The following is a 13,980-nucleotide window of genomic DNA, read 5'->3' on the forward strand; positions in this document are numbered from 1 at the left end:
CCCTCTTAGTGATTAAGAGAGGAGTTTTTATTTTGGAACAATCGTTCAGCGATCGTATTTTTAAACGGGTGGAGCCTTTATGGAACTCGTATTTGGAGCACCCCTTTGTCAAAGGGATTGGGGACGGAACGCTCGATGTGGAAAAGTTTAAGCATTTTATGAAACAGGACTACATTTACTTAATGGAGTACTCGCGCATTTTCGCCATCGGGGCATCAAAAGCGCGTGACTTAAAGACGATGACCATTTTCGCCAATCTTCTGCACGGGACCATGAACGAAGAAATGGATTTACACCGGGAATACGCATCCAAATTCGGTATTACAAAAGATGAATTGGAAGCAACCGAACCATCCGCCACTGTCACTGCCTATACAAGCTATATGTTGAACAAAGCGCAGAGCGGCGGTGTTGAAAACGCAATCGCAGCGGTTCTTGCCTGCGCATGGAGTTATAACTTTATCGGAAACGAACTTGCCACATGGCCAAATGGTACCGAACATGAGTTATATGGCAACTGGGTCAAAATGTATTCATCTGACGCGTTTGCCAACATTGCCAAAAACTGCATTGATCTAATTGACGACATCGGGAAAGACAAACCGGAACACGAACTAAAAGAATTGGAGGAAATCGTCGTCAAAACGAGTTACTTTGAGTATATGTTTTGGGATATGGCAGAAAATATATCCATGTGGCCTGTTGCACAAACCGTCTAACAACAGCTGGAAACTTCCTCTTTTGTGTCTGCCTGACAACCTAAGAGGAAGTTTTTTGTGGACAACGGTCATAGAGATGCCAAGCGGTATGATTTTTTTCAATAGACAGATCCTATAATTGACATGGGATGGTAATGATTGTACTATGTTTCTGAAACCAATAAAAGTTTCCTGAGGTAAACTTTTAAGGCTATGCAAAATAAAAATAGTTACTTGAATCAAGTTTTCATTAATTAAACATAGTTTGTTAGTGAAGAAACAAAAGAAGGAGACCATTCATCATGTTTGATTATTTTTTGGATTTAAACCCGATCGCACAGGCAACCATTGCCACACTTTTTACATGGGGCATGACCGCACTCGGTGCCGCGCTCGTTTTTGCAACGAGAGGCTTCCATCAGCGTTTCATGGATAGTATGCTCGGCTTTGCCGGGGGTGTCATGATTGCTGCAAGTTTTTGGTCCCTGCTGTCACCGGCATTGGAAAAGGCGGAAGGCGGACCCTTACCGGCATGGGCTCCAGCCGCAATAGGGTTTTTGCTTGGCGGCGTTTTCCTCTGGGCATCCGATAAACTGCTCCCGCATCTTCATCCCGGGTTAGCTATGGATGAGGCTGAAGGGATCAATCCGGACAGAAAAAGACGCAGTACACTTCTTGTTTTAGCTATCACACTGCATAATATTCCGGAAGGACTTGCGGTTGGTGTCGCGTTCGGAGCCATTGCCGCCGATTTGCCGACCGCGTCGCTAGGAGGAGCCATTGCGCTGGCGCTCGGTATCGGCATTCAGAACTTTCCTGAAGGATTGGCCGTGTCGATGCCGCTCCGACGTGAAGGAATGTCCCGGGGAAAAAGTTTCGCCTACGGGCAGGCATCCGGCGTCGTCGAACCCATCGCCGGAATCATCGGAGCACTCGCCGTCACCATTATGCAACCCCTGTTGCCTTATGCATTAAGTTTTGCTGCAGGTGCGATGATTTTCGTTGTGGCTGAAGAAGTTATTCCGGGGTCGCAGGAAAATGGAAATACCGACCTCGCCTCCATGAGTATCATGTTCGGTTTTACCATTATGATGATACTCGATGTCGCACTGGGATAGCGGGATATAGCGGCATGCGGGTAAGGTATCGTTCCGTTGATCATCCCTCTGTCCGCGTCTTATCCGCAGCCTGTATCAGGTGAACGAAATGGTTTATAATCAGCGCCGTCATGCCCCAAATGACATTCCCGTTGTATTGATAGAAAAGTTCGTCTCTGCTACGTGCGTTCCAGTTATAGTTTTTACCGCCTTGAATGAGTTCAAATGGGAAGTCCTTCTCAGGCACAGGATGATACGCAACTTGATAGATCTCCGGCTCGCTATGCAAAAAAAAAGACAGCGGCACGGTAAAGATCCGTTCCACTTCCGATTCATTTGGGCTCATTTGTTGCGGTTGCATGATTCGTCCAACAAACGGATAAACAATCCGCGATTCAGAAATAAGATAATCCAGTTGAAACACGTCCCGTATGGCTGAGGAGTCAAGTCCCAATTCCTCCGATGTTTCCCTGATGGCACATTGCTGCTCATCCTCATCATAACCGTCCATCTTGCCACCCGGAAAACATACATCTCCCGGCTGGCTGCGCATGGTCATGGCTCTCACCTCAAATAAAACATGAGTCTCCCCTTGCTCAGTTTCTATGAGTGGAATCAAAACACCATATTCCCGGTATTTTTCCCGCCCAAGAATGGATGGTTCATGCTGTTTAAGCTTAGCGATAATATCTGATGAATCCAATGAATGCACCTCCATCTGATAAGAATTCTTTTATGACATGTTATATAATCAAGCAAAAAATCCCCTTTGAAACAGTCACGGAAGCATGACCAACAGGGGATTCGGTATCGGATATTTATTGGCATCATTCGTCACTTTTTTAACTCCATTTCATTACAATATATGAAATATGTGATGCCAAATGTCAAAACATTAAAAAACCACCAACATATGTATTGGTGGAGACGGTGGGAATCGAACCCACGTCCAGAGATATCGCCACCCGGACGTCTACACGCATAGTTAGCATATTGTGATTCGCATATCCTTCAGCCTGCCAACGGGCTTCCGGACAGCTAGTCTGATTCGTTTCAGCCAACATCCTCAGACGGTGGATGAAGGAATAGCCCGCTTCATTTGAGACCCTTCAATCTGCCACGCGAGCGATGGCAGGAAGGATCGCTTTAGCACTGCTTAGGCAGCTGCTAAAGCAGGTTCTTCGTTATCTTCGCCGTTTATATTTAGCGATAACGTTTTACGAGACGTAACCTCGACGCGCAGTCCGAGCTCGATCCATCCCTGTCGAATCCGTAACGCCCCCATATTCAAAAGATGGAGAATGCGCCTGGAAGGAACGAGCACTATTCATTTAATGTCGCCATTGCGACTAGTTTTATTATAACACGTCTGAAGCAAAAGTCAACTGAAACTGGTGATCACTTCATGCTTTCCTTAATAGCACGATCAGCATCACGTTTCATTTGCTTCCGTTTCGAGTCTTCCCGCTTATCGTATTTCTTTTTCCCTTTCCCTACTCCGATAAGCGCTTTTGCAACACCATTCTTAATATAAACTTTCAATGGAACGAGGGAGTAGCCTTTTTGTTGAATGTGACCGATCAGTTTGTCAATTTCTTTACGGTGCAGGAGCAATTTGCGCGACCGGGTGGGATCGTGATTAAACTGATTGCCCTGCTCATATGGCGCAATATGCATGTTGACTAACTGCAACTCCCCATTGCGATCAATGCGGGCGTGAGAGTCCTTCAGATTAATGCGCCCGGCACGAATGGATTTAATCTCCGTTCCTCTTAAAACAATACCCGCTTCGATGGTTTCTTCTATCGAAAAATCATGCCTTGCTTTTTTATTCTGTGCAATGACTTTTCCGGTTCCTTTTGGCATACGTACTTTCCTCCCACTACCTCGTGCATATTATTGTAACAGAAAAAAAGCAGCTATGCCAATAATGACCGTGTCCATTTCCTGTCATAAACATCTTTACGCAGGTTATTTTTTAGCTTTTTTTGCCTTTATCTTTTTTTGTCCCTTTTTCTTTGCTCCGGGGGCGGGATTCGCCAGCTCAAAATCAACCCCTCGTTCCTCCAAATCGACTTTGGCCACCCGCACATCGACTTCTTCACCAATACGGTACATGTTGCCGGTCCGTTCACCGATCATGGCGTGATTGCGTTCGTCATAGTGGTAATAGTCATCCGTCAGATAACTGACATGCACAAGGCCTTCGATCGTGTTTTCCAGTTCAACAAACAGCCCGAAATTCGTAATGGAACTAATGACACCCGTGAATTCCTCACCGAGTTTATCCTGCATAAATTCGGCTTTTTTCAAATCGTCCGTCTCTCGTTCCGCGTCCACTGCCGCCCGTTCGGTTTCGGAAGCGTGGCGGGCAATCTCCGGCATCCGGTCTTGCCAGTACTGCACCGTATTCTTATCAACCTGTTTGTCAATCAGATACGTCCGGATCAATCGGTGTACAATCAAATCCGGATAGCGTCGAATGGGCGATGTGAAATGGGTGTAAAAATCCGTTGCCAACCCAAAATGCCCCACGCTTTGCGGGTCATATTTTGCCTGCTGCATAGAGCGCAGCATCAGCTTGGAAACAATCATTTCTTCCGGCTTGCCTTTCACCTCTTCAATAACTTTCTGCAACGCCTGCGGGTGAATGTCATTGGCCGTTCCTTTCACCACGTATCCGAGACCGGCAATAAACTCAAAAAAATGTTGAAGTTTGCTTTCATCCGGGTCTTGGTGAATCCGGTGAATAAATGGGACATCCATCCAATGAAAATGCTCAGCAATGGTTTCATTGGCAGCCAGCATGAATTCTTCAATCAGACGCTCAGCAACAGATCGTTCTCTTACCACAACATCATCCGGGTTGCCTTGATCATCCACCAATATTTCCGCTTCCTTAAAATCAAAATCGATGGCACCGCGCCCCATTCGTTTGCCGCGTAATATTTCCGCGAGTTTCTCCATATTTTCAAACATAGGGACGAGCGTTTTAAAGTGGTCACGGACTTGTTCATCCTGATCAACGAGGATTTTATTGACATCGCGGTACGTCATGCGTTCGTCGGTTTTAATCACGCTCTGAAAAATCTCGTGATGGATAACGTTACCTTTCTCATTTATTTCCATCTCACACCCTAATGTCAGTCTATCAACTTGCGGATTAAGCGAGCAAATGCCATTGGATAACCGATGCGGAATCATCGGAATGACCCGGTCGACCAAATAGACACTGTTTCCGCGTTCCAATGCCTCCTTGTCAATCGGTGTGTTTTCTTCAACGTAATAACTGACATCAGCAATATAGACACCGAGCTGATAATGGCCATTGTCCAATTTCTGAACGGATACAGCATCATCGAGATCTTTGGCGTCCGCTCCGTCAATGGTGACAATTTGTTTGTCGCGCAGGTCACGCCGGTTTTTCAGTTCAGACGGATCGATTTCCTCCGGCGTCTGAGCAGCTTGTTCCAGCACCTCTTCCGGGAAATCCATTTTAATGCCATGCTTATAAATAATCGAGATAATATCAATGCCGGGATCGTTCTTATGACCAAGGATGTGGACAACCTGGCCTTCCGCGCTCATCCGTCCTTCCGGGTATTTAGTAATATACGCGATGACTTTATGGCCAGTGACAGCACCACCCGTTTGATTTTTCGGTATAAACAGATCGTTGGGTATCCGTTTATCATCCGCAATGACAAAGCCGAACGATCCATTATCGTCAAACGTTCCGACAACTTGATGGGTGGCACGCTCCAAAATTCGAATGACTGTTCCTTCAGGCTTGCTTCCGTCGCTATTTCTTTTTTCAATACGGACCAGAACTTTATCCTTGTTCATCGCAGACGACAAATCGGAATGATGAATGTAAATATCCGATTGTTTCTCATCGTCCGGAATCAGAAAAGCAAATCCTTTCGCGTGCATTTGAATACTGCCGCGGACAAGGTTCATTTTTTCCGGCAGGCCGAAGCGGTTCTTCCGTGTCCGGACAAGCTCACCGCTTTCTTCAAGTTCATTAAGAGCTTTCACTAGCTCCTTGAATTCCACGGCTTCCTGCAACCCCAGTTCTTCCTCCAGTTCATCGACAGCCAGCGGTTTTTCACTATGTTCGTTAAAGTAATTTCGTACTCGTTCAACCATCGTATCAGTCATTTTTTCACCTGCTTTCTTTGGTATTATTCACGTTTTTTCCGATTTATAATCATATATTCCAATCAAGCGACTCAAGAAACTGATAAATATCCTCATGCAGCTGCTCTTTTTCCTTGTCCATGGTGATGACGTGACCGGATTCGTTATACCATTTGATGCCTTTCTGATCCGCTTCCACATGGTCATAAATATAGGCCGCGCTATCGGTGTTGATCATGTCGTCCTGGCCGGCCTGAACAACGAATGTCGGGGTGTAAATCGTATCGACATGGTCATGGACTTCCGTTATTAAATTACCCAGGTCACTGAACATGCCACGGGACTGATCAACAAGCGCCTGGACTTCGGTTTCGATCGTATCATGGTCTTTACCTTCCAGTTGCTTGAATTGTTTCGCTTTCCACCGATACCCTTTCGTCAATTGTTCCTGGTTATCAAAAAACATGGGGGCACACATCGGGATAACCCCTTTCACCTGTTTGGAATAGGCCAATTTTAATCCAAGCACGCCTCCCAGGGACAATCCGGCAACGGCTATTTCAGAATACCCGAGTTGTTGCAGATGATGGTAAGCCTGAGCAGCGTCTTCCCACCATTCATCCGCCCCGGCTTTAATCAATTCTTCAGGTTCTTGTCCGTGGCCGCGGTATATGGGGGCATGACTCGTATACCCTTTCGATTCCAGAAAACGGCCAAGCATGCGTACATCGGCTGTATGTCCGGTAAACCCATGCAGCAGCAATACTGCCCTAGGTCCGGCTTCAAACGTGAATGGCTGCGGCAATTTTATCTTCATAACGGTTTCATCTCCTCTTGTGCATCGTGCCATCTGTTATACATTACCCTGATGACGATCTTTTAAAAATAAATGAACCCTTATCACATTGCTGCGATAAGGGCTCATAGATTATTGTAAAATATATGCACTTAAAAAAGCCAGCACAAAGAACAATACTGCAGTCACAATGGTGGCACGGTGCAGGAATAAGTCTGCGCCGCGTGCTTTTTGTTTACCAAACAGCTGCTCCGCTCCGCCGGAAATCGCACCGGAAAGACCAGCGCTTTTGCCGGATTGCAGCAAAACAAGAACAATCATAATAATAGCATCAATCAGCAATACAATATGGACAAACCCTTCCATTCCTTCAAGCACCTCCTCAACCGGCAAATACCTATTTGTACTTTAGCATAATCATACGATTTATCGCAAGCTTTTTGAGTTTGGTTGGAATATGATCAACGCGACAACTTGTTGAAATGGATGAATGATTCATACAACTGTACACCCATATCTTCCAGTGGTTGAACCGGCTCATACCGCAAGTTGACATGTCTTGATTCAATCCGACAAAAACGTGTAAAATAATACAAAAGTGAAGAAGTAAATTCTTTGGAGAGGTTGGTCCCAAAATGATCGAAGGCATTGCTGCATCCAGTGGCATAGCGATTGCTAAAGCCTATCAGCTTGTCACACCGGAGCTAACATATGAAACGAAACCCATTGATGACCCGGACAGCGAAATTAAACGATTGGACGAAGCACTTGCTGCGTCCAAACAGGAATTGGAAAAAATAAAAGACCATACGAAGGAAGAAATGGGCGACGAGCAGGCAGAAATTTTTTCAGCACACTTGCTTGTCCTTGACGATCCGGAACTGATTGGACCGATAAAAGATAAAATCACTGGCGATCACGTTATGGCCGAAGCGGCACTCGAAGAAACAACCAACACGTTCATTGACATGTTCAACAATATGGATAACGCCTATATGCGCGAACGTGCAGCTGATATTCAGGACGTCACCAAACGGGTATTGGCCCACTTGCTCGGGGTAACGTTTCCGGATCCTGCATTAATTGATGAGGAAGTCATTATCATTGCCGGAGATTTGACACCATCTGACACCGCTCAATTAAATCGTCAGTTTGTCCAGGGATTTGCCACGGATACAGGTGGACGAACATCCCATTCCGCTATCATGGCTCGTTCAATGGAGATCCCTGCTGTCGTCGGCACCAAAGAAGTAACCAGCTCCGTCCAGCAAAACGACATAGTTATTGTGGACGGTCTCGAGGGAAACGTAGTCGTCCGTCCTTCCGAAGCAGACCTTGATGCCTATCGAAAGAAACAAGCTAAGTTTGAAGAACAAAAACAGGAGTGGGCCAAGCTAAAAGATGAACCGACGATGACTGCTGATAACAACCAGGTAGAATTGGCGGCCAATATTGGAAATCCGCAAGACGTTGATGGCGTCATTGATAACGGCGGCGAAGGCATTGGTTTGTACCGCACCGAATTTTTATACATGGGAAAAAGCCAGCTTCCAACCGAAAAAGAGCAGTACGACGCTTATAAATCCGTTCTGGAAAAAATGGGAGATAGACCGGTTGTTGTCCGCACCCTTGATATTGGCGGGGATAAGGAACTTGATTACTTGGATTTGCCCGATGAGCTTAACCCGTTTCTTGGATTCCGGGCCATTCGTTTCTGTTTGGAAAACGAAGGCATCTTCCGGACACAACTGCGGGCTCTATTACGTGCCAGCGTGTATGGCAATCTTAAAATCATGTTTCCGATGATTGCCACGCTTGACGAGTTCCGTCAGGCTAAAGCGATTTTCTCCGACGAAAAACAAAACCTGACCAAGGAAGGAACGGATGTTGCTGATGATATCGATGTCGGCATTATGGTCGAAATTCCTTCCACTGCTGTAACAGCGCCACAATTCGCCAAAGAAGTAGACTTTTTCAGCATCGGCACCAATGACTTGATTCAATACACTATGGCTGCTGACCGGATGAACGAGCGCGTCTCGTATTTATACCAGCCGTACCACCCGGCTATTTTGACCCTTGTGAAAAATGTGATCGACGCAGCCCACAACGAAAATAAATGGGTCGGCATGTGCGGTGAAATGGCCGGTGACACGATCGCCATCCCGGCATTATTAGGGCTCGGGCTTGATGAATTCAGCATGAGCGCAACGTCCATCCTCCCGGCCCGCACACAAATCAGAGGATTGTCCAAAGAAACAATGGCATCCTTTAACGAAAAACTGTTGGCAATGAACACGACGGACGAAGTGATTGAATTTATTAACGAAAAAACGGTATAACGATGAAAATCCCGTATCCCTCTTTATATGGGGAACGGGATTTTTTGTTTACTGTTTAATAACTGTCCTTGCTCGTCTCTTTTCCATTCTTCTCTATGAGCTCCAACAGAAAAGCTTTCATATCGACAAACCGAGGGTATTTTGGCTCAAGAGTGGTTCCTGCAATCATCAAAGGAACTAGTGTTTCTTGTTTATGCAAGGAACCGTGCGCAGCGCCACCAAGATGAAATGGTGTCGACTGTGCTTTAAATTCACAACCCGGCTTGGCATTAACGACGATAAAACGACCTGGCTGAGAATGTAATGCACCATAAACACGAGCTAATGCATCGGGATAATCCCCATAGGAAATGGTTTTGTTACGCGTTACCGTTAGATCCAAAAGTTCAGTATTTCCTTTTATGTCCCATGTTTGTTGGTATATGTCCGAATAGTCGCCATCTGGACGATAGTACAACGACCCTTCTCTCATCCCTGAGTCGATGCAAATGCCGTCGTCGGTCTTCCTGGCAATGACATCGATCCGGTGATCTTTCTTCAGTTGCTCGACAATAGCAGAGAGTGGCAATGTATTATCCAGTATATAAATATAAGCCATGCGCTGGTTCACACTTAGTACCACCTGGTCTTTTTTGCGTATGGATCGCCGAATTCGTGCGATACGATAGTTTTTCAGGATTTTACGCAGATCAATTAAGAAATCTCGATAATTGGAACCCATCGGGGCATGACCGTTATCGCCCATAACCATCCATACATTTCTGTTAAGCGCTTCTTCCCAGCTTGAGTATAGATTCAATGTTTTTTGGATCTGGCGGTCAATTTTGGCAATCCCCTTTATATCCATGGGTCCTTTAAAATGAATACGAAAATCCAAGTCTTGAAAGATACAAAACGTAAATCCCGGAAGTTTATTTTGGCGAATTAAATGACGCAACTCACGGGCTGTATATTTATAATTTCCGGCAGCAATTTGAGTTGCCATACTTCTTTTACGCAGTTTGGAAAAGACACCTAACGAAAAAATCGATGGTGCTTCCGTTGTCCACTGACCATCCTTAAATCGGGTCAATCCGCGAAGCAGTCCGGGAACTTGCAATTTTTGTGGAGTATTGCCGCGATAGACAAAGGAATTAATGGAAGCCGATCGAATTCCCTTATCGGCCAATTCTTCATAAATCGTTTTGACATTACTGCTCAAATGTTGATTATTCAACCGGTAAAGCATGTTATGGACTGTTTTTTTGAGCCCTGACTTATTCGTCTCCCTGAATCCCGTCCCGTAGTTAATAACTTCATTTTTGGACTCATCAAACCAGTTTAAACCAGGAATTTTGTGCTTATCAGCATAAGTACCAGTCAAAAGACTGCTGTCAATGGTTACTGACATGGTAGGAAATGAACTGACCATATTAGGAATATAATTGCCATTTTCCATTAAAAACTTCAAAGCGGGTGCACGTCCGGTTTGTACAGCTATTTCTAGCGGTTCAGGCATCAAAGAATCAATATTTAATAAAATGACTGGCTTTCGCGGTTTTACATGTTGATCCACTCTGTTCACCCTCACTATATGTCATAGATCTTCCCCAAAATAAAGGTTCTTTCTTATTACTGTCCGATTTATTTTTATTTATTCTTTCATTGGCATCTAGAAGACTGGTGAAAAACTACAGTTTTGATCCATCAAAGATGCGAACAAGAACCTGAATTGTTCTTTAATTCTCTTAAAAACAAAAGAAATGAAGATATTACGGTGGTGTCTTTCATCCCATTTGGTTGTTTCAGCGCATGCTGAAACGCCGGTCCTGGGCCTTTTACCTTTGAACCGGCTTAACTTCTTAAGATTTTGAACGATGGCGGTACAGAGTGCTTGTTCCTGCATGCAGTCCAGCCCTCTGCTTTTGGCACGATCCAGCCCGTGCACTGTCTTGGCTTCGGCGAATCCATGTTCACACTGGACACGCTGGTTCTGAATAGCCTGGTATTTGCCGTCAATCTGAATGTGTTTTGCTTGATTTTTGGTCTCAACTTTGTCGACTTTTTCCTGACGCTTTCTTTGCTGCTCAGGCTTGTGGGTTTTCCTTTGCCAAGTCGGGATCTCTTCCAACTCGTGGTCCTGCAAAGAAACCAAAGGGATGATGCCCAGCGAAATGAGATAGGCCAAATACGCCGGTGTCCCATAAGCCTTGTCACCCGACAAGGTCTGAATATGGATTTGTGGATGCTGAAAACGAACAGCTGCCAGCTGTTGTTGGCTTATTTCTCTTTCTGCTGTACCGGAAGCAATGCTTGCATTGGTCTTTAAAATAACGCCTGACTCAACGTCTGCCAGGTTGTGCACAAGGTAACGCGGATAGGCCTCCTGTCCTTTGCTCTTTTTGTACAGACGGGCATCCGGGTCTGTCGTACTCCGGTGGGTTTGATTGGAAAACGTTTTGCCGTGAAAGTCTTCATGGCTGGCATTTTCCTGAAGCTGATCCGATTTATTATTTTCCTTTGATTTCGGAGGCCGAGGGTTTTGGTCATCATCGTCGCTGTTCGGATTACCTGATGGTCTTAAAGACGCTTCATCACGTTGCTTTTTAACTTCCAGGTAAGCTTCAATGGTTTGAACCGGGGCCAGCTCTATTTCTTCCAGACTATGAATGGACGCGTTTGCATGCACTTGTGTGCCATCCACACCGGCATGAACGTCTGGGCGAACGAGGCCGGAAGCAATGCACTGATTAACGACATGCATCATGATATCATCAAAAATACCATGGCGACGCCAAAGCGCTCTTGTTTTAACAAGTGTTGTTCGATCAGGAAGTGACGACTCAAAATCCAGGCCGCAAAACCACAGGTAGCCTGCATGCATGGGGAGCGTTTCAAACAGTTCCCGTTCCGAGTGATTAAATAGATACTCAAGTACAACCAGCCGCACGACCAATTCAGCATTCGTGGATGGTCGGCCTGTCTTTTCGGAATAGAGAGGTTTCACCTGATCGTGGACAGCTGAAAAGTCAATAACATCTTTCACCCTTCTCAGGATATGATGCCTGGGAACGAGATCCTCCATATCAATATATTGAAACATGTTGGGTTGAATGTGATTTTGCTTTGGCGAATGCATAAATGGATCATCCTTCTAGAGTGTTCTGTATGACTATATTCGACATAAAGCTAGGAAATTCCTAGAACAGGTTGACTTTTTCACCGGACTTCTAGGAAAATCTCACTTTTTGAAAACGTTTATTTAAAAAAAGATGGCTCTCCTTTTGGATCACCATCTTTCTAACCATTTTTTTATTGTGGGTTGTTTACAAGTACAGGTTTCGTAACCGTCGTTTCAAGTCGGAAAAAACCTCAATTTGCCTACTGCATAACAATCATTTTTTTAAATTGTAAAAAGCATTTAATCCGGCATATTGACCCATGCCGGCGAGTTCATCTTCAATCCGCAACAGTTGATTGTATTTGGTGACACGATCAGTGCGGGACGGGGCACCGGATTTAATCTGGCCTGCATTGGTTGCAACCGCAATGTCTGCGATCGTCGCATCTTCTGTTTCCCCGGATCGATGGGAAATAATGGCCGTATAGCCGGCACGCTTAGCCATTTCAATAGCCTCGAACGTTTCCGTCAATGTGCCAATCTGGTTGACTTTGACCAAAATGGAATTGCCGGCCCCCTGTTCAATCCCGTAGGACAGCTTGTTTGTGTTGGTCACAAACAAATCATCACCCACCAACTGGACACGGTCGCCAATCCGTTCGGTCAGCATTTGATGGCCTTTCCAGTCGTTTTCATCCAAACCATCTTCTATCGAAATGATGGGGTATGTATGAATAAGCTCCTCATACCAATTGACCATTTCTTCGGCGGTTCGAACAACGCCCTCGCCTTTCAAGTTATACTTACCGTCTTCATATATTTCAGAGGCGGCAACATCCATCGCCAGCTTCACGTCGTCACCAGGTTTGTATCCAGCAGTTTCAATGGCTTCGACAATCGTTCCAAGCGCTTCTTCGTTGGATTCAAGATTGGGAGCAAAACCACCTTCGTCCCCGACACCTGTGCTATACCCTTTGGATTTGAGCACTTTTTTCAACGAATGGAAAATTTCGGCGCCGGTACGCAATGCTTCTTTAAATGTCGGTGCCGCAACAGGCATAATCATGAATTCCTGGATATCAACATTATTATCCGCATGCTCGCCACCGTTTAAAATGTTCATCATTGGCACCGGAAGTGTTTTGGCGTTAAAGCCACCTAAGTAATGGTGCAATGGCTGCTCCAGATAACTTGCTGCAGCATGTGCTGCGGCCATGGATACGCCAAGAATCGCATTGGCTCCAAGGTTGCCTTTGTTGTCTGTTCCATCCAGTTCCAACATGATCTGATCAATGATATTCTGTCTAGTCGTATCAATGCCCAGCAATTCAGGGGCAATGACGTCATTAACATGTTCCACTGCTTTTTGGACACCTTTTCCTACATAACGGTTTTGATCATCGTCACGCAGTTCAACGGCTTCATATTCACCAGTGGAGGCACCGCTCGGGACTAACGCTGCTCCAAATGCACCTGATTCGGTAAATATTTCCACCTCAACGGTCGGATTGCCGCGAGAATCAAGAACTTCGCGGGCATAGACATCTGTTATAAAAGGCATTCAATTCACTCCTTTATGTTTGAGTTTTGTTCATCGATAATTATTTAAATTATTTTATAGCTGTTCACCAAAATCTATGGTTGACAAATTAGATGTCATTTCGACGTAAGCAGTCGCTTCGGAAAAACACGACGCTTTCCGTGGGCTTGTCCTCAGCCTCCTCGAAAAAGAAGATCGCTTTTTCTGCGGGGTCTTCACACTGCGCATTCCACAGGAGTCGCCGTGTTTTTCCTACGCTAGCTAGTT

Annotated in this window: 11 protein-coding genes and 1 other RNA gene; 3 read left to right on the forward strand and 9 right to left on the reverse strand. The window is 45.3% G+C overall.

Annotation, left to right across the window (positions count from 1 at the left end):
* Nucleotides 1-32 precede the first annotated feature (32 nt).
* Together tenA and ACZ5Q7_RS14085 are read left to right on the forward strand one after the other, a co-directional pair.
* A complete protein-coding gene (gene tenA / locus ACZ5Q7_RS14080; protein ID WP_343752590.1) occupies nt 33-719 on the forward strand; it encodes a thiaminase II in 687 nt (228 codons plus the stop codon).
* Between the two features lie 281 nt (nt 720-1,000).
* The gene (locus ACZ5Q7_RS14085; protein ID WP_343752591.1) at nt 1,001-1,816 is read left to right on the forward strand and encodes a ZIP family metal transporter; all 816 of its coding nucleotides are present in this window, start codon (nt 1,001-1,003) and stop codon (nt 1,814-1,816) included.
* A gap of 40 nt (nt 1,817-1,856) precedes the next feature.
* Here ACZ5Q7_RS14085 and ACZ5Q7_RS14090 read toward each other — a convergent pair whose 3' ends face one another.
* From ACZ5Q7_RS14090 to secG, 6 genes are all read right to left on the reverse strand, one after another.
* Nucleotides 1,857-2,498 (reverse strand): NUDIX hydrolase, encoded by a 642-nt coding sequence (locus tag ACZ5Q7_RS14090; protein ID WP_343752592.1) that lies wholly within the window; start codon nt 2,496-2,498, stop codon nt 1,857-1,859.
* A gap of 216 nt (nt 2,499-2,714) precedes the next feature.
* Nucleotides 2,715-3,078: a transfer-messenger RNA gene (gene ssrA / locus ACZ5Q7_RS14095) on the reverse strand.
* 115 nt (nt 3,079-3,193) lie between these two features.
* The gene (gene smpB, locus ACZ5Q7_RS14100) at nt 3,194-3,661 is read right to left on the reverse strand and encodes an SsrA-binding protein SmpB (protein WP_343752593.1); all 468 of its coding nucleotides are present in this window, start codon (nt 3,659-3,661) and stop codon (nt 3,194-3,196) included.
* 105 nt (nt 3,662-3,766) lie between these two features.
* The gene (gene rnr, locus ACZ5Q7_RS14105; protein ID WP_343752594.1) at nt 3,767-5,956 is read right to left on the reverse strand and encodes a ribonuclease R; all 2,190 of its coding nucleotides are present in this window, start codon (nt 5,954-5,956) and stop codon (nt 3,767-3,769) included.
* Between the two features lie 49 nt (nt 5,957-6,005).
* The gene (locus tag ACZ5Q7_RS14110) at nt 6,006-6,752 is read right to left on the reverse strand and encodes an alpha/beta hydrolase (protein WP_343752595.1); all 747 of its coding nucleotides are present in this window, start codon (nt 6,750-6,752) and stop codon (nt 6,006-6,008) included.
* Nucleotides 6,753-6,863: 111 nt separating this feature from the next.
* Nucleotides 6,864-7,097 (reverse strand): preprotein translocase subunit SecG, encoded by a 234-nt coding sequence (gene secG, locus ACZ5Q7_RS14115; RefSeq protein ID WP_343752596.1) that lies wholly within the window; start codon nt 7,095-7,097, stop codon nt 6,864-6,866.
* Between the two features lie 269 nt (nt 7,098-7,366).
* Between secG and ptsP the strand changes: the two genes are divergently transcribed.
* The gene (ptsP, locus tag ACZ5Q7_RS14120; RefSeq protein WP_343752597.1) at nt 7,367-9,073 is read left to right on the forward strand and encodes a phosphoenolpyruvate--protein phosphotransferase; all 1,707 of its coding nucleotides are present in this window, start codon (nt 7,367-7,369) and stop codon (nt 9,071-9,073) included.
* A gap of 55 nt (nt 9,074-9,128) precedes the next feature.
* Here ptsP and ACZ5Q7_RS14125 read toward each other — a convergent pair whose 3' ends face one another.
* From ACZ5Q7_RS14125 to eno, 3 genes are all read right to left on the reverse strand, one after another.
* Nucleotides 9,129-10,628: an alkaline phosphatase family protein gene (locus ACZ5Q7_RS14125; RefSeq protein ID WP_343752598.1), complete on the reverse strand. Its 1,500-nt coding sequence runs from the start codon at nt 10,626-10,628 to the stop codon at nt 9,129-9,131.
* Between the two features lie 96 nt (nt 10,629-10,724).
* Nucleotides 10,725-12,191 (reverse strand): transposase, encoded by a 1,467-nt coding sequence (locus ACZ5Q7_RS14130; protein WP_464432927.1) that lies wholly within the window; start codon nt 12,189-12,191, stop codon nt 10,725-10,727.
* 256 nt (nt 12,192-12,447) lie between these two features.
* Entirely contained in the window at nt 12,448-13,734 is a 1,287-nt protein-coding gene (gene eno / locus ACZ5Q7_RS14135; protein ID WP_343753766.1) for a phosphopyruvate hydratase, read from the reverse strand.
* Nucleotides 13,735-13,980: the final 246 nt, after the last annotated feature.

It is taken from the genome of Lentibacillus halophilus (assembly GCF_055395055.1).

What these genes read in the sequence shown, in the direction of transcription:
- ACZ5Q7_RS14085 (WP_343752591.1), top strand. Translation starts at nt 1,001, where the DNA reads ATGTTTGATTATTTTTTGGATTTAAACCCGATCGCACAGGCAACCATT.
- smpB (WP_343752593.1), bottom strand. Translation starts at nt 3,661, where the DNA reads ATGCCAAAAGGAACCGGAAAAGTCATTGCACAGAATAAAAAAGCAAGG.
- rnr (WP_343752594.1), bottom strand. Translation starts at nt 5,956, where the DNA reads ATGACTGATACGATGGTTGAACGAGTACGAAATTACTTTAACGAACAT.
- ACZ5Q7_RS14110 (WP_343752595.1), bottom strand. Translation starts at nt 6,752, where the DNA reads ATGAAGATAAAATTGCCGCAGCCATTCACGTTTGAAGCCGGACCTAGG.
- secG (WP_343752596.1), bottom strand. Translation starts at nt 7,097, where the DNA reads ATGGAAGGGTTTGTCCATATTGTATTGCTGATTGATGCTATTATTATG.
- ptsP (WP_343752597.1), top strand. Translation starts at nt 7,367, where the DNA reads ATGATCGAAGGCATTGCTGCATCCAGTGGCATAGCGATTGCTAAAGCC.
- ACZ5Q7_RS14130 (WP_464432927.1), bottom strand. Translation starts at nt 12,191, where the DNA reads ATGCATTCGCCAAAGCAAAATCACATTCAACCCAACATGTTTCAATAT.
- eno (WP_343753766.1), bottom strand. Translation starts at nt 13,734, where the DNA reads ATGCCTTTTATAACAGATGTCTATGCCCGCGAAGTTCTTGATTCTCGC.